Annotated in this window: 13 protein-coding genes and 1 pseudogene; 4 read left to right on the plus strand and 10 right to left on the minus strand. The window is 41.2% G+C overall.

Annotated features, from left to right (window positions below; all coding sequences use genetic code 11):
* Positions 1-140: 140 nt before the first annotated feature.
* Entirely contained in the window at positions 141-1,574 is a 1,434-nt protein-coding gene (locus BKL51_RS01545) for a sodium:alanine symporter family protein (protein ID WP_077464994.1), read from the plus strand.
* A 142-nt stretch (positions 1,575-1,716) separates the two neighbouring features.
* Here the strand turns inward: BKL51_RS01545 and BKL51_RS01550 are convergent, their stop codons facing one another.
* Positions 1,717-2,415, minus strand: a complete 699-nt coding sequence (locus BKL51_RS01550) for a glutathione S-transferase family protein (protein ID WP_077464995.1) — start codon at positions 2,413-2,415, stop codon at positions 1,717-1,719.
* A gap of 116 nt (positions 2,416-2,531) precedes the next feature.
* Here BKL51_RS01550 and BKL51_RS01555 point away from each other — a divergent pair, with 116 nt between their 5' ends.
* A complete protein-coding gene (locus BKL51_RS01555) occupies positions 2,532-3,398 on the plus strand; it encodes a LysR family transcriptional regulator (protein ID WP_077464996.1) in 867 nt (288 codons plus the stop codon).
* Between the two features lie 149 nt (positions 3,399-3,547).
* On the opposite strand, the gene BKL51_RS01560 is transcribed toward BKL51_RS01555, so the two are convergent.
* The 3 genes from BKL51_RS01560 to BKL51_RS01570 form a co-directional block, all read right to left on the minus strand.
* Positions 3,548-4,741 (minus strand): Bcr/CflA family multidrug efflux MFS transporter, encoded by a 1,194-nt coding sequence (locus BKL51_RS01560; protein ID WP_077464997.1) that lies wholly within the window; start codon positions 4,739-4,741, stop codon positions 3,548-3,550.
* On the minus strand, positions 4,738-5,442 hold the full coding sequence (gene rsuA, locus BKL51_RS01565; RefSeq protein ID WP_077464998.1) for a 16S rRNA pseudouridine(516) synthase RsuA: 705 nt from the start codon (positions 5,440-5,442) through the stop codon (positions 4,738-4,740). The genes BKL51_RS01560 and rsuA overlap by 4 nt, the downstream gene beginning before the upstream one ends.
* A gap of 106 nt (positions 5,443-5,548) precedes the next feature.
* Positions 5,549-6,196: a DUF1919 domain-containing protein gene (locus BKL51_RS01570; protein WP_077464999.1), complete on the minus strand. Its 648-nt coding sequence runs from the start codon at positions 6,194-6,196 to the stop codon at positions 5,549-5,551.
* Between the two features lie 166 nt (positions 6,197-6,362).
* Between BKL51_RS01570 and BKL51_RS01575 the strand changes: the two genes are divergently transcribed.
* Positions 6,363-8,633: an NADP-dependent malic enzyme gene (locus BKL51_RS01575; RefSeq protein ID WP_077465000.1), complete on the plus strand. Its 2,271-nt coding sequence runs from the start codon at positions 6,363-6,365 to the stop codon at positions 8,631-8,633.
* 48 nt (positions 8,634-8,681) lie between these two features.
* Here BKL51_RS01575 and cmoB read toward each other — a convergent pair whose 3' ends face one another.
* Positions 8,682-9,647, minus strand: coding sequence for a tRNA 5-methoxyuridine(34)/uridine 5-oxyacetic acid(34) synthase CmoB (gene cmoB, locus BKL51_RS01580; protein WP_077465001.1), 966 nt, complete (start codon positions 9,645-9,647; stop codon positions 8,682-8,684).
* 131 nt (positions 9,648-9,778) lie between these two features.
* Here cmoB and rng point away from each other — a divergent pair, with 131 nt between their 5' ends.
* Entirely contained in the window at positions 9,779-11,254 is a 1,476-nt protein-coding gene (gene rng / locus BKL51_RS01585; RefSeq protein WP_077465002.1) for a ribonuclease G, read from the plus strand.
* Between the two features lie 63 nt (positions 11,255-11,317).
* On the opposite strand, the gene BKL51_RS01590 is transcribed toward rng, so the two are convergent.
* The 5 genes and pseudogenes from BKL51_RS01590 to BKL51_RS01610 all read right to left on the minus strand — a co-directional run bounded on the left by BKL51_RS01590 (position 11,318) and on the right by BKL51_RS01610 (position 16,970).
* Positions 11,318-11,815 carry a YbhB/YbcL family Raf kinase inhibitor-like protein gene (locus BKL51_RS01590; RefSeq protein WP_077465003.1) on the minus strand — a complete coding sequence of 166 codons (498 nt, stop codon included), beginning with the start codon at positions 11,813-11,815 and terminating at the stop codon, positions 11,318-11,320.
* 79 nt (positions 11,816-11,894) lie between these two features.
* The gene (gene treC, locus BKL51_RS01595) at positions 11,895-13,517 is read right to left on the minus strand and encodes an alpha,alpha-phosphotrehalase (RefSeq protein ID WP_077465004.1); all 1,623 of its coding nucleotides are present in this window, start codon (positions 13,515-13,517) and stop codon (positions 11,895-11,897) included.
* Between the two features lie 58 nt (positions 13,518-13,575).
* The gene (gene bla / locus BKL51_RS01600; RefSeq protein ID WP_077465005.1) at positions 13,576-14,424 is read right to left on the minus strand and encodes a class A beta-lactamase; all 849 of its coding nucleotides are present in this window, start codon (positions 14,422-14,424) and stop codon (positions 13,576-13,578) included.
* A 14-nt stretch (positions 14,425-14,438) separates the two neighbouring features.
* A pseudogene (gene treB, locus BKL51_RS01605) lies at positions 14,439-15,854 on the minus strand (PTS trehalose transporter subunit IIBC).
* A 174-nt stretch (positions 15,855-16,028) separates the two neighbouring features.
* The gene (locus BKL51_RS01610) at positions 16,029-16,970 is read right to left on the minus strand and encodes a LacI family DNA-binding transcriptional regulator (protein WP_077465006.1); all 942 of its coding nucleotides are present in this window, start codon (positions 16,968-16,970) and stop codon (positions 16,029-16,031) included.
* Positions 16,971-16,974: the final 4 nt, after the last annotated feature.

Consider the following 16,974-nt stretch of genomic DNA (forward strand, 5'->3'; position numbering starts at 1 on the left):
ATACGCCTTTTGTTTTTATCTAATGGTTGTTTGTTTTTATTAGATAAAATCTTTTTAAATGTATTTATTTTTTGATCAATATCGCTTTTCTTATTCTTCTTCATTACAATTCCGCCCTCATATTTATTTGAAGGAATGCTATGGAATTAATTGCTTATTTAGAACAATTCTTAATGTGGATTGTTGAACATCTTGATGAACCGTTATGGAACCTGACAATTATCGTTTTACTTGGTGTAGGTCTATTTTTTACCATTACTACCGGCTTTGTACAATTGCGGTTATTTCCTGTCAGTATTCGAGAAATGTGGTTTGGACGGGCCGCTGAGGGAAATTCTTTAACACCTTTTCAAGCTTTCGCCACAGGGCTGGCGAGCCGTGTCGGGGTAGGCAATATCGGCGGTGTTGCAACCGCTATCGCGCTCGGCGGAGAAGGGGCGGTGTTTTGGATGTGGATTACTGCTTTTATTGGTATGTCGAGTGCCTTTGCGGAATCTACTTTAGCACAGCTATTTAAAGTTCAGGATAAAGACGGATCATTTCGTGGCGGGCCTGCTTACTATATGGTACAAGGGTTGAAGTCACGCAGTATGGCAGTGGCATTTGCCATCGCTCTTATTTTTACTTTTGGTTTTGCGTTCAATTCCGTGCAATCAAATGCTATTGTGGAAGCAACGCATAATGCGTGGGACTGGCAAGGGGAATATGTCGGCATCGTGTTAGTTATTTTAACGGCAGCCATTATTTTTGGCGGTATCAAACGCATTGCCGTGATTTCCAGCAGCCTTGTGCCCATGATGGCGTTATTTTACTTAATTATGGCGGTCATTATTCTTGGTATGAATATTGAGATGGTACCAATCGTAATTAGTAACATCATCAAAAGCGCCTTTACTTTTGATGCGGCGGCAGGCGGCTTTTTTGGTGCGATGGTTTCTAAAGCGATGATGATGGGTATTAAACGTGGTTTATTTTCTAATGAAGCCGGTATGGGCTCTGCGCCAAATGCGGCGGCGGCTGCCCATGTGAAACACCCCGTCAGCCAAGGTTTAGTCCAGATGCTAGGCGTATTTGTGGACACGATGATGGTATGTACTTGCACCGCTGTGGTGATTTTGCTTTCAAATAATTATGGCAGTGAAGCGCTCAAAAGTATTTCTCTCACACAAAACGCCTTGCAATATCATGTGGGGGAATTTGGCTTGCATTTCCTTGCATTTATTTTGCTGCTTTTTGCTTATTCTTCGATTATCGGTAACTATGCTTACGCAGAAAGTAATATCCGCTTTATTAAAAATAAACCTTGGTTTGTATTGTTATTCCGTTTGACTGTTCTGTTTTTCGTTTATTTTGGTGCGGTACGTTCAGGCAATGTGGTGTGGAATTTCGCCGATACGGTGATGGCCGTGATGGCAATTCTGAATTTGGTGGCAATCGTGCTGCTTTCACCGATTGTGTGGACACTCTTGAAGGATTATCAGCGCCAACTTAAAGCCGGAAAAACACCGGAATTTAAAATTGAAGATTATCCCGAATTGAAAAAACGGGTGCTTGAACAAGAAACTTGGAAATAAAAAAGTGCGGTCAAAATTTTCGACATTTATGTTTTGATTGATAATTTTAAAATCCTTATTAAATTTTTATTTAGTAGGTTTTTTTTATCACTTAGCATATTGTTAAAAACTTCGTCAAAAACAGCCGCACTTCTATCTAAATCTAACCAAATACTTGATTATCAAAACGTTCCACATAGCCTGCTAAATTCGATTTTGAGCGTGCATATTGTGCAATTTGGGTATCAATTGGGGTTTGAATTAGACTGGCGACAATCGGAACAATCGACACATCGGCTAAAGTAATTTCATCACCGAACAGATAGTTTTTTTCTGCCAAATAATCACTAATGGCATCTAAATCTACAAAACCAAGTTGATATACTTCTTCTAAACTATGACGCCCAATACCATGTCCTTGCATTTGATTCAGCACATTTGCTTGCAACATTAAGAAGGTTTGTTCTGCTTGTTCAGATGGCATTCCTTCAAACATCGCTGCCATCATAAAAGGTTTACCGATTGGGTCAATAAAGCGGTTGTAAACACTATTCCAATAAAGATGTTCTTCTGCCATACGACAGAAGGCGTGAGAAATTGCTCGTTGTTCGGTCGTTAAATTGCGGTCTAAGTCCACATCATATTTTGTCTTTAAGTGTTCAGTAATGAAATGGCTGTCAGCAATCATTTTGCCATCATTTTGTAATACTGGCACTTTGCCTTTCGGCATTTTGCTAAAGTCTGTCACATATTCTTTCTCAAATTTTAGGTTGGCGATACGTAACAACGCTTCAATTTTCCACGCAAAAGGGGAAGAACTACGAATTGTACCTGCCCCGGGTAAAGTAAATAATTTCAACATAAATTTAACTCCTTAATTGTTTAGATAGTGCTGTACAGTATATCAGATTAAATAAAGTTGATAATACTTCATTTTTTAAATACACTGTGAAGTAAAACTTTGTAATTGGGTGGGGAATGGATACATTAAAAGCAATGCTGATTTTAGGGAAAGTCATTAATAGCGGTAATATGTCAGTGGTGGGGCGTGAGCTGGGTATGAGTAATTCCGCCGTTAGTCAGCATATCAAACAACTTGAGCGGCATTATGGAATGAAATTAATTAATCGGACAACGCGTCATATTTCGCCCACATCGGCAGGACAGATACTTTGGCAAGGTGCGCGTGAGATTAGTCAGATACTGATAAAAACACAGCAAAATTTGACCGCACTTAAGACAGAATTTAGTGGTATCGTCACTATTAGTTTGCCGAGTTCCTCGATTGAAAGTTCATCAATTAAACGTTTTTTGCAACAAATGAATGTGCAATATCCGCAAATTGATATTTATCTCTTGCCGGACGATAGTGTAGCCAACCTCTATCAAGACAGTATAGATATAGCCCTTCGTGCAACTGAACCTGATGATAATTTAATTGCTCGCTTTCTCACCCAATGGAAACTTTGTATCTGTGCTTCACCGACTTATTTAGCAAATAATCCCATAAACCATTTGGGCGATTTGGCTCAGGGGACTTGGATTCATTTCGATAATAAAATTTTTAATAATGCATTCGCCACAATGGGATTGGGAAAATTTTCTGCCAATAAGGTTATCCATTGCCCGATTATTTCATCTGCTAAAAGTCTTGCTTTAGAGGGATTCGGACTGACATTACAGCTTTATGGCGATATTGAATATTATGTGGAAAATGGCAAACTTTCTATTGTCTTACCTAATAGCCCATTACCAACCCATAATCTTTATGCGGTAACGGTACATCGCAATCAATCAGCAAAAATTGATGCAGTATTAAATGTACTAAAACAGGCGTTTCAATGAAGGAAAACGCCTTTATGACTTACCGATAAATTTTTGTTGGGCATCTATTTTTACCTTGGTTTTAATTATCAAAGGTATTTTTATACGATTAACGTGTGGAGGGGTCATATGTCATACAGAAAATTCTCTATGAAAATTGACCGCACTTTTTACTCTTTCAAATTCCGATAAGTCAAAAAATAATAGGCTAATACCGCAATCACCACACAAGCTCCCATGGTGAATAGCATTGGGGCGGCGGTATCCATTTTCATCGTGGCGACTAAGCTGCCAATGACTGCTCCGGTCGCAAAACGTACACTGCCTACTAAGGAATTAGCGGTACCGGATATGGTCGGGAATTTTTCTAAAATTGATGCCATGGCATTAGAGGATATCAGCGGATTTTGACCGACAAAAAATGCTACGCCTATCGCCATTGACCAAAAGCCGAAATCAAAAAGTGCGGTCAGTATAAGCCAGACTCCCGATAAAAATTGAATGGCAATGCCAATGCGTAACATGGTTTCCGCCCCGACGTTTATTACAAATCGCCCGTTTAGGAAAGAGGCGAAAGTCATAATGGCGATATTCAGCATAAAGAAATAGCCGAATTGATCGACAGGAATGCCATAAATCCCGATATATACAATAGACCCGGCAGTAATGAAAGCAAACAAACCGCCAAACCCGAAAGAAGCGGCAAACATATAGCCTAATACTTGTTTTTGTTTCCATAGGCTCATAAAGTTTCGGGCAATAATGTTTAAACGGAGCGGAATGCGGTTTTCTTTTTTATGGGTTTCGGGAATGATAAAAAATACTAACAATGTCGATAATATGCCCATTAATGCAATGACGTAAAAAATAGCGTGCCAGTGGAAATATTTTACGATGTAACCGCCGATAATCGGGGCAACCAAGGGGGCAATCATAAATACTAGCGTGATAGTGGATATCACTTTTGATAATTCATTTTTACTGAATAAATCGCGTAACAATGCACCGGAAAGCACCACTGGCGCCGCACCGAAGAATCCCTGGATAAAACGAAGTGCGGTGAAATTTCCGATAGAATTGATTCCGGTTAAAATCAATGCAGCAATGGTGCTGATAATCACGCCAAGCAAAATGATGGGTTTGCGTCCGAAACTGTCGCCGAACGGCCCCCAAAATAACTGCCCGAATGCCATACCGTATGCAAAGGCGGTGAGTGTGTGTTGCACCTGTTCCGGACTGATGTTGAAATCTTTAGCAATTTCTAAAAAGGACGGCAAATACATATCGACACCAAAAGGCGGCAACATAGACAAAATGCCGAGGGTCATAATAAAAATAAAGGTTGGTTTTATATTTTGCTTCATAGTATTTTATTTAAACTGTTAATTTCGGTTTGTGTGAGCGGGCGGTATTCTCCTTCTTCCAAGCTTTCGTCTAATTCTACCGCACCGATTTTCCAACGGTGTAACCCGACAACTTTATTACCTAGTGCGGCAAACATTCGTTTTACTTGGTGATAACGCCCTTCTGAAATGGTGAGATTGACATTGTAATCATCTAAAATCTCAAGTTTTGCAGGCTTAGTCAGCGTTTTTTCTCCGCGTAATAAAATGCCTTCTTCACAGGCCTGTGTATAGTGGGCTTCAATAGGATCGGCAAGGGTCACCAAATACGTTTTTTCACAATGATGCTTAGGAGAGGTGATGCGGTGCGACCATTGCCCGTCATCGGTGAGTAAAACAAGTCCGCTCGTATCCGCATCTAAACGCCCCGTACTATGTAATTTTCCTGCAAGAGGATAGTCAAAGAATTGGTAAATCGTGGGATAGTCTCCATCATCATGTGAACAGACACAGCCCTGAGGTTTATTCAGCATAAAATATTGACCGCTTTCCAACCAAGCGAGAAAGATATCTTCAAAATAAATTTCATCTTCTTTTGAAATTTTACGTGCACTGTTTTTTTCAATTTCACCGTTAATTCTGACCGCACTTTGGCGAATGGCTTTAGTGGCTTGAGAACGGGTTAAGCCGGTATTTTCGGCTATAAATTTATCTAATCGCATAAGATTTCTCTTTTTTAATAGTTGGAGGTGTTTTTACACAGATTTGAATCTGCCGGCAGGATAAAGAAAAATAAAAAACACCCATGAGATCGGGGATAACTATAAATTAAGTTTGATTAAACCAAGATACATAATCAAATTGATCATAATACTTCATTCCATTCCAACCGGAAAAAGTGAATAAATCACCCACTTGGTTTTGCTGTTCAAAACCTTTTATGTAAAATGCAGAGCCTAATTCAGGGTAAGGTTTGTGAGTAAACACCACTTTATTTTTGAACGGAAGCCGATTAAAGGCGACAAGATTTTCATAATCAATACCTTGTGCGCCGTCTTTATCTGTCATGATGATAAATAAATTATCAAGGTTGATCCGAGCTGAGCGGATTTGCCATTTTTCTTTTGCTTCTTGTTCATTGTGATAATGCATGAAATGAATTTCAATGTCTGCCAATTTACCGACCGGATAAGTTTTTCTAGAGGCGACAAACTCAAGGGGCTGCTGTTGATAAAACGTGATATTTTGCAAATAACGAATAAAGTCTTTAGGGCTTAAATAAAGATTCACAAAAGGTGAGTTAAAAGGTTCACCAAGATCATGCAAAATAAACGCACCGACACAGTTGGCGGAGATAACCGTCATACCATGGTTGTTCAAGCGTGATTTGAGTTGATTATTAATGAATTTTCTTTGCAGTCGATTAACCGCATATTTGACTTTTGATAGCAAAAGAGTGTCTCCCGATTTCGTCATCCTACTCTTTTTAACCCATTAATTCAACCTGTAATTTTTGTAAAGGATTTGTGAAAATTTGCGGTTCATCACAAATTTGGAGAAAAAAAGGGAGTATAATCAAACCGTTTTTTCAATTTGGTTCTGTGCGAACCAAGTTCCGTATCAACCACAATGGAGTATTTATATGAGCGAACAACTACGCCAAGCAGCATTGGATTTTCACGAGTTTCCTATTCCGGGAAAAATTGAAGTTACCCCGACAAAATCGTTGGCAACCCAGCGTGATTTAGCCCTCGCTTATTCTCCGGGTGTGGCGGAACCTTGTTTGGAAATTAAAAAAGATCCCTTGGCGTCTTACAAATATACGGCACGCGGAAACTTGGTGGCTGTGATTTCAAACGGTACGGCAGTACTGGGTTTAGGTAATATCGGCGCACTTGCAGGCAAACCCGTTATGGAAGGAAAGGGGGTTTTATTTAAAAAGTTTGCCGGTATTAATGTATTTGATATTGAAGTGAATGAACATGATCCGGACAAATTAGTGGATATTATCGCTTCTCTTGAACCTACCTTTGGCGGTGTAAATCTTGAAGATATCAAAGCACCCGAGTGCTTCTATATTGAGCAGAAATTACGGGAGCGTATGAATATTCCTGTATTTCACGATGATCAACACGGTACGGCAATTATTAGTGCCGCAGCCATTATTAATTCACTTCGCATTATAGGGAAAAAAATTGAAGAGGTACGTCTTGTTGCATCAGGTGCGGGTGCCGCTTCAATCGCTTGTTTGAATTTATTGCTTTCCCTCGGAATGAAACGTGAAAATATCACAATTTGCGATTCAAAAGGTGTGGTATATAAAAATCGTGGTGATCGCATGGATCAAACAAAAGAAGATTATGCGATTGAAGATAACGGATGGCGTACGCTGGCAGATGCCATTCCGAATGCGGATATTTTTCTTGGTTGTTCAGCCGCAGGGGCATTGACACAAGATATGGTTAAAACTATGGCGGCGCATCCGATAATTCTTGCCTTGGCTAACCCTAATCCGGAAATTACCCCGCCGGAAGCCAAAGCTGTTCGTCCTGATGCGATCGTATGTACCGGTCGCTCGGATTATCCGAATCAAGTAAATAATGTGCTTTGTTTCCCGTTTATTTTCCGTGGCGCCTTGGATGTCGGGGCGACGGCAATTAATGAAGAAATGAAACGAGCGGCCGTTTATGCTATCGCCGATCTTGCTCTTGAAGAACAAAATGATGTAGTCACTTCCGCTTATGGCGGTAAAGGTGCGATATTTGGTCCGGAGTATGTGATTCCCCGCCCGTTCGATCCTCGTTTAATTGTGCGTATCGCACCGGCGGTGGCAAAAGCTGCAATGGAATCAGGAGTGGCAACACGTCCTATTGAGAATTGGGCTGAATATACTGAAAAACTTACTCAGTTTGTTTATAAAACCAGTTTATTTATGCGTCCGATTTTCAATCAGGCAAAACAATCTCCGCAGCGTATTATTCTTGCCGAAGGGGAAGAAACGAATGCGCTACATGCTACACAAGAAGTTGTTTCTATGGGCTTGGCAAAACCGATTTTGATTGGTCGTGAAAGTATTATTGAGGCAAAAATCAAAAAACTCGGTTTACGTTTACAACCGGGCGTTGATTTTGAGATCATTGATAATGAAAATAACCCTCGCTATGAAGAATGTTGGAAATATTATTATGAATTGACTAAACGAAAAGGCATTACGCAAGCGATTGCTAAACGCGTAGCACGTTCAAATACAACCGTACTTGCCTCAATTTTAGTCAGCCTTGGTTATGCGGACGGTTTGATATGCGGTTTATTCGGTTCTTACGCTAAACATTTAGCTTCAATTCAAGATATTATCGGCTTAAAAGAGGGGGTGAAAGTTCCGGCAACATTACAGAGTTTAGTATTGCCGAGCGGTAATGTATTCTTAACGGACACCCATGTAAACTTAGATCCTAATGCGGAAGAGCTTGCTGAAATTACTCTAATGGCGGCAGAGGAAGTGCACCGTTTCGGAATCGAACCTGCGGTTGCATTGCTTTCTCATTCAAATTACGGCTCATCTAACGAATTAGGCGCACCGAAGATGCGTGAAGTCTTGGAGATTGTGAAAGCACGTGATGCTAAATTGATGATCGATGGGGAAATTCGCGGTGATTTAGCTATGAGTGAGGCTCACCGCCGAGAAATCATGCCGGACAGCCCGCTAAAAGGTTCTGCGAACTTATTGGTTTTCCCGAATTTAAGTGCGGCACGTATTAGTTACAGCTTGCTACGCGGTACAACGACAGCAGTGACTGTCGGCCCTATCCTTATGGGGGTAAATAAATCAGCCCATATTTTAAATCCGTCAGCATCCGTTCGCCGTATTATTAATATGATTGCTTACGCAGCGGTACAAGCACAGCAAGATTAGTTTTTGGTCAATGAAAAGTGCGGTTAATTTTAACCGCACTTTTTTGTTTTATTTGTTCGCCAAAATGACCGCTCTTTTAGGGGCGGGATAGCCCTCAACCGTTTTGCTATGATCATTCGGATCTAAAAAATCAATGAGGCTTTCATTTTCCAGCCAATCGGTTTTACGTTGTTCTTCAAGTGTTGTGATGGCAACGTCCACACAGCGAACATTTGTAAAACCCGTTTTTTCCAACCAGTTTACTAAAGCCGGCACGGACGGAATAAAATACACGTTTTTCATTTTGGCATAACGATCTGTCGGTACAAGAATGCTATTTACATCACCATCTATTACTAGCGTTTCCAGCACTAATTCTCCACCTTTTTTCAGTTGATTTTTTAGCTGGGCCAGATGATCTAAGGGGGATTTTCGATGATAGAGTACACCCATAGAAAAAACCGTGTCAAAGGCGGCAAGAGGCTGCATTTGTTCTATACCGAGCGGAATAAGGTTTACGCGGCGATCGTTGTTTAATAATTTACGTACGGCTTCAAATTGGCAGAGGAAAAGTTCGGTAGGATCAATGCCGACTACCATTTTTGCTCCCTCACCCAGCATACGCCACATATGATAACCGCTACCGCAGCCCACATCTAAAATGATGCGATCTTTCAATGGCGCAAGATGAGAGAGAAGGCGATCCCATTTAAAATCGGACCGCCATTCGCAATCAAGATGAATACCGAATAGATGATAAGGACCTTTTCGCCAAGGCATAAGCTGTTTTAAATGGTGAATAATACGTTGTTTTTCACCCTCTGAAAGCGGATAAGTGCGGTCGGCTTTCACTGCGTTTTTGAGATCAATACTCTCGGCATGTAAATCGGGCAGAAAATCCACGACTTTTGACCATTTTTCATAGTCGCCATGGGTTTGTTTTTCCCATTCTTTGAGTTGAAGGGGGAGGGTATCTAACCAATCGGATAACGGGCTTGTAGCGATTTGTTGATAAAACGGGCGAAAATCGATCATTTTGTTTCCTTACGGGCTTTTTAGATCAAAACAATCCTAGAAAAGGTATTGAGAATTTAAGAAAGCTCGCATTCTACCTTATTTAGATTTATTATTCTATTTGTGAAAATAAGATTCAGAGACAATAAATAATGGATGCCGTAGAGTTATTGATGAATGTAACACCCTATGAAACGCGTATTGCATTAGTGGAAATGGGCGTATTAAAAGAAGTCCATATTGAACGCCAGGCAAAGCGCGGTATCGTAGGGAATATTTATAAAGGCCGGGTGACACGCGTATTACCCGGAATGCAGTCCGCATTTGTGGATATCGGTTTGGAAAAAGCGGCATTTTTACATGCCTCCGATATTGTATCTCATACCGAATGTGTGGATGAAAATGAACAGAAACAATTTAAAGTAAAGAGTATTTCGGAATTGGTGCGTGAAGGGCAGGATATTGTGGTTCAAGTAGTGAAAGATCCGCTAGGCACAAAAGGTGCCCGCTTAACTACCGATATTACATTACCCTCCCGCTACTTAGTGTTTATGCCGGAAAACAGTCATGTAGGCGTTTCACAGCGTATTGAAAGTGAAGAAGAACGTTGCCGCTTAAAAGCGTTGGTGGAACCCTTCTGCGATGAATTAGGCGGGTTTATTATTCGCACGGCGACAGAAGGGGTGACAGAGGAAGAACTTCGCCAAGATGCGGAATTTCTCAAACGTTTATGGCGCAAGGTATTGGAGCGTAAAAGTAAATATCCGACCCGTTCGAAAATTTATGGAGAGCCGGCATTACCACAGCGTATTTTGCGTGATTTTATCGGTACGACATTAGAAAAAATTCGTATTGATTCCAACATTTGCTTTAACGAAGTAAAAGAGTTCACCGATGAATTTATGCCCGAATTAAGCGATAAACTCGTGCTTTATTCGGGAAATCAACCGCTATTTGATGTGTATGGGGTTGAAAGTAGCATTCAGCAAGCCTTAGATAAACGTGTGAATTTAAAATCCGGCGGTTATTTAATTATTGAGCAAACGGAGGCGATGACCACTATTGACATCAATACCGGTGCGTTTGTGGGGCATCGAAATTTAGAGGAAACCATTTTCAACACAAATATTGAGGCAACAAAAACTATTGCTCAGCAACTTCAGCTACGTAATCTTGGCGGTATTATTATTATTGATTTTATTGATATGCAGTTGGAAGATCATCGAAATCGAGTGTTGGAATCATTACAGGATGCTTTATCCAAGGATCGGGTAAAAACGAATGTGAACGGTTTTACCCAACTTGGTTTGGTGGAAATGACACGTAAACGAACCCGTGAAAGCCTCGAACATATTTTATGCGATGAATGCCCGGTATGTCGCGGCCGCGGTCATGTGAAAACAGTGGAAACCGTGTGTTATGAGATTATGCGGGAAATTATTCGCGTCTATCATTTATTCAGCAGTGAGCAATTTGTAGTGTATGCCTCTCCTTCTGTTGCGGAATATCTAATTAATGAAGAATCTCACGGGCTTCTTCCTGAAGTGGAAATGTTTATCGGTAAACGTGTTCAGGTGAAAACCGAACAGTTTTATAACCAAGAGCAGTTTGATGTGATAGTGATGTAATTAAGCGAGGCGCAAATTAAAAAGAGCGGTCAATTTGACCGCTCTTTTTTTACTTATAGGCGACTAAACGTCATAAGTCCCCATAACAACCGCTTGATCTAAAATATGCCCCTGCATAGCAAAATGAAGATCATTGAAACGAAAACCCGGCTTAAGATCGAGTTTAGTATCGAGGGCATACACAATTAATTCATAACGATGTAAACAATTCGGGGGAGCCATACCGCCGTAAAAGGAGGCTTCGGCAAGTTCAAATTTGCCTAACACACTCGCCCAAGAATTCGCACCTTGTACATAATCCGTTGCGGTTTGGCTTTCGTTTTCCCGCACGCTTGTACGTTCAAGATTGGCGATTAACCAGTGAATCCATACAAACCCGCTTGCGGTAATGGCGTCTTTATCCTCAAGTACTACGGCAAAAGATTTTGTGCCTTCGGGGGCATCTTTTATTTCAAAAGGAATGGAATAGGTGGGCATACCGTTTAGGCTGAATTGTGTTCCACGTTTGCCATATTTGTCTTCAAATGCGCCATTTTTAATGGCAGAACTGGTTACGATCATCATATTCTCCTTATTTTGGTTAATGAGCGATAGTTCTAAATATTAGCATATCTTATTTGGAAAACTACCGCCGATGATTTTAAGCCAACAAATATACGCCCTGGTAAGGCATTAACACGACTTCACTGCCTAACGCAAACTTATCATAATTATTCATTAATACCTCACCTTTTAGATTCAAATCAACAGCTTGCGGTTGACGGCTCAAATTCGCCAACACAGTTAAAGTTTGTCCGTTAGCTTGACGTTGATATGTCCAAACGGATGGGTGATTCGGCAGTAAATCCGTGTAATTACCCTCGGTTAAAATGGGTAATTGTTTACGCAGTTTGATTAAGGTTTGGTAGGTGTAAAATACCGAATGCTTATCCGCTAATGCTTTTTCTACATTAATTTCTGTATAGTTGCGTGCCACATCAATCCAAGGTTGAGCCGTGGAAAAACCTGCATTCTCACTCTCATCCCATTGTACCGGCGTGCGAGAATTATCACGGGATTTTTGTGCCAAAATTTTAATAATCAGATCGTCATTTACGCCTTTTTCTTTCAGTTCCTCATAAGCATTTAAACTTTCCACATCGCGATATGCTTTAATCGTTGTGAAATTCGGGTTTGTCATGCCAATCTCTTCGCCTTGGTAAATGTAGGGCGTGCCCTGCATACCGTGAAGTAGCATGGCTAACATTTTGGCGGATGTGGTGCGAAGTTCGCTCTCGTCGCCAAAACGCGAAACGATGCGAGGCTGATCGTGGTTGCACCAAAATAGTGCATTCCACGCCCTGCCGTGCATTCCCTGTTGCCAATAGTTGAAAATTGATTTCAGTTCGACAAAATCAGGCTTTGCGTATGTCCATTTTTCACCGTTCGGATACTCCACTTTGAGGTGATGAAAATTGAACGTCATGGACAATTCCATGCCATTTAAATTTGCATAACGTTGGCAATGTTCAAGGCTGGTGGAAGACATTTCACCCACACTCATCAAGCCGTAGGGCGTGAGAGCGTTTTGATTGAGCATTTGCAGGTATTCGTGGATTTTTGGTCCGTCCGTATAAAAACGGCGACCGTCTCCCTTGAAGTCATCTTCAAAGTGCTCGGGTTTAGAAATCAAATTCACCACATCCAAACGCAATCCGTCAATGTCTTTTTCCGCCCAAAAACGACAAATTTCAAATAATTCTGACCGCACTTTGGGATTTTCCCAATTTAAATCCGCCTGTTCGGAGGCGAATAAATGCAAATAATATTTTTGCGCTTTATCCGACCATTTCCATGCCGAACCGCCAAATTTTGATTTCCAGTTAGTGGGTTTTTCACGCCAAATATAGTAGTCATGGTATTCGCTTTGTGGGTTTTCTCCCTCTTCAAACCAACGGTGGAATGTCGAACTATGATTAAATACCATATCCATTACAATACGAATATTGCGTTTATGGGCTTCTGCGATCAGCTGCTCGAAATCCGCCATCGTACCGTAGATCGGGTCAATTTCACGATAATTGGCGATATCGTAACCGTTGTCAATTTGCGGGGATACATACATTGGCGTGATCCAAATGCCGTCAATGCCGAGAGTTTGTAAATAGTCCAAACGTTTAATGATGCCTTGAATATCGCCAGTGCCGTTGCCTGTCGTATCTTGGAATGATTTTGGGTAGATTTGGTAGATAACACCGTTTTTCCACCAGTTTTGATTATTCATTTTATTATCCTTTTTATATTCTTTGCTAAACGTAAGTTACCTATCAATTTAGAGTAATTTAAGGCAGTTGGTCAAAAATTGCTTTACCGATTTCTGCAATGGCTTGGTTGCGTTGTTCCATTGTTGCTTGGGTGTTAGTGAGATAAATTGAGAGTAGATAGGCGGTGCCGTCAGGTTTCCAGAAAACGCTAATAATCGATCTTGAACCATGACTTCCCGCCCCTGTTTTATCAGCAATTTTCCAATCTCGTGGTAATGTTGAACGTAATAAATCATTTGCGACTTGATCATCTAACATCCATTGTGTAAGACGTACTTTTGATGCTTGAGTCAGTAGATCACCAAAGATAAATTGATGGAGTAGCTGAACCGCTTCAATTGGCGTAGTAAGATCTAATCCTTTTTTAAGATTATCTCTGTTCATTTCCGGTTCTGTGCGATCGAGTCGGGTTTGTGTTAATCCCTGTCGTTTAAAGTAATTACTTACCACTTTGACACCTCCAATCTGCTTTACAATAAGATTCGCTGCAGTGTTATCACTGTAACTTACAGCAGCAGAACAAAGCTCCGTTAAACTCATTGCCGTTTTATGTTGAGTAATCGGTGAATAACTAACAATGTCGCTTGATTGGATCGGAAATTGATAGTTGAACGATAGCAGGTTATCTTCAGATAAATCCAGTGCGATTCCACAAACGAAGGCTTTATGGGTACTGTTGAGCGGAAAAGCACGATTTCCTTGATATTCAAATAGTACTTTTCCTTCAGCAGAAAGCAGTGCTACGCCAATATCTGCTTTTAATTTTTGTTCTTGCTGTGTAATCGTTTGTTGCCATTCGGTTTTTGGCATCGCCGCAAGGGGCAATGCCAAAAGTAAACTGAAGACTAAAATTCCATTATTCCACATTTGGATTCTCCTTTTTATAACGTTCCTGTTGCAGCTTTGCGTTTATACACAATCGTCGTCAGTACAAATGGGATGACAATCGCCGCGAGCATCGCAATACCGAATACCCCCTAATATTGATATTGAACGGAAAGGATACCGGGTAAGCCTCCCACCCCAATACTACCGGCTAACACGCCGGATAAACCGCAGATTAATCCTGCTACGGCTGCTCCAATCATTGCGCATAGCATTGGAAAGCGATATTTGAGATTAATCCCATACATTGCGGGCTCGGTAACGCCGAGATAAGCGGAAAGAGCGGCAGGAGTCGCCACTTCGCGAGATTGCGCGCTTTTGTTCACATAGAGAATACCGACTACCGCAGAGGCCTGTGCGATATTGGATAAAGCGATGATTGGCCACACCGGCGTACCGCCGATACTTTGGATCATCTGCATATCAATCGCGAGTGAGGTTTGATGCACGCCGGTGACCACAAGCAGTGCATAGAGAAAATCGAACAACGCCGCACCGATTGGGGCAAAATCTCCCGTCAAGGCATGTTTCACGACAAAGGCGACGCCATTACCGATTTCACGACCGATAGGCCCGATAATGCTATGGGCTAGGAATACGGCAAGGATAATGGATATGACAGGTACAAGGATGAGATTTAAGAAATCAGGTACGATTTTTGTCATAAAACGCTCGATGTAAGAGAGCATTAAACCTGCCATAATTGCCAGAATCACTTGTGCTTGGTAGCCCACTTTTTCAATACTGAACCAACCAAAATCCCACGCTTCCGGCAATTGTGAACCGAGTGCATAAGAGTTCATGAGTTGTGAGGAAACAAGGGTAATTCCAAGTATGATACCTAAAATAGGCGAAGTACCCATTTTACGGGCGATAGACCAACAAATCCCCACGGGTAAGAAATGGAAAATGGCTTCGCCAATTAGCCATAAGAAACTGTACATACTGTTCCAGAACGGGCTGATTTGGGTCAATGTCTTGCCATCGAACATAGCAATATCGCCAATGACATTACGGAAACCGAGAATCAAACCACCGCTAATTAATGCAGGTAGAAGTGGAATAAAAATATCCGCCATGTGTGAAATTAGGCTTTCATACCATTTTTGATTTTGACGTGCCGCAGCTTTCACTTGCTCTTTATCTACGCTCGCTAAGCCCGTTTTATTTAATAAAATTTTATAATAGTCAGCCACTTCCTGACCGATCACAACTTGGTATTGCCCGCCGGTCGAGAAATTTGCTTTGACCATCGGCAAGCTTTCGATCGCCTTGGCATCAACTTTACTTTCATCGTTTAATACAAAACGTAAACGGGTAATGCAGTGTGTCACTGTTGCGATATTTTCACGTCCGCCAATTGCTGCGATCAGCTTATCCACATTTTGAGGATCAATTTTCTGCTTAGCCATAAAAAACCTTTTTAGTATAAAAATTAAACCGCTGGGAATTATACGCTTTAGCTTTATAAAGTAAATGGGAACGTTCCCAATTTAAGTGGGATTATATTGGAAATGTGATAAAGATCACAAAATTGAAAGCGTTAAGTGCGGTTATTTTTTGCGTTGTTTTCAGCAATCATACTTTTACAACAAATGAAAGGAGACCAGCCGCTGTTCTACGGTTTTGTTTCCGTGAATTTGTGCCAGTAACAATTCCACCGCCCAACTACCTGCTTGCTCATAGCCAAAATCAAGGTTGAGGAGATTTGGTACGAAATGTTCTAGAAGAGGATTCTGCCCAATATAAGCAAGGGGAAGAATTTGTTGGCGTTCCTGCAGATATTTCACTGCACCGATGGCAAGGCTTGTGGTGGCGCATAGCACTGCATCGAGCGGTTGGGTAAGTTTCGCACAATGATGATAGCCTGCTTCAATATCAAGCTCGGTCAGTGCAAAATTTGGCGTAAGTTGATGCCGCCGACAGAAATCTAAGTAACTTTGTGTGCGTAATCGTCCCGTAGTTTCATCTTGATCATGTATGCCGAGATAGCCAATGTGTCGGTATCCTTGGGTATAGAGTTTATCCATGAGGGCGTTAATCGCGTTTTGATCATCATAATGAACGCAAGAAATATCCTTAAAATAACGGGCAATAACAACAATATTTCCCCGCCATTGCTGCAATATTTGTTCGGAAAGAGGAGAAAATCCGAATACAATGACACTATCTACTTGGCGTTGTTTGAATAAATTGAGATGGCGGGCAACTTGTCTTTCATCGAACTGGCTTTCAACAATGATCGGCGTAATTTTTTGGCGGTAAAGTGCGGTCAAAATTGCTCGTAATGTTTGGGATTCACCGCTTGAATTGAGTTTCGAGACAATAATCCCGACTACGGGTTCTTGTGCACCACGCATAGCCCGAGCGGAGCGGTTTGGGTTGAAACCAACGGAATCGATGACTCTTTGGACTTTTTGTCTTGTGGTTTCGCTGACTTTAGGATCATGATTTAATACTCGTGAAACGGTCGATTTCCCGACTTGGCAAAGTTTTGCAATATCCTTAATCGTGTAATTTTTTTCCATCTCG

It is taken from the genome of Rodentibacter sp. Ppn85 (genome assembly GCF_001999335.1).
In the GTDB taxonomy this organism is placed as follows: Bacteria; Pseudomonadota; Gammaproteobacteria; order Enterobacterales; family Pasteurellaceae; genus Rodentibacter.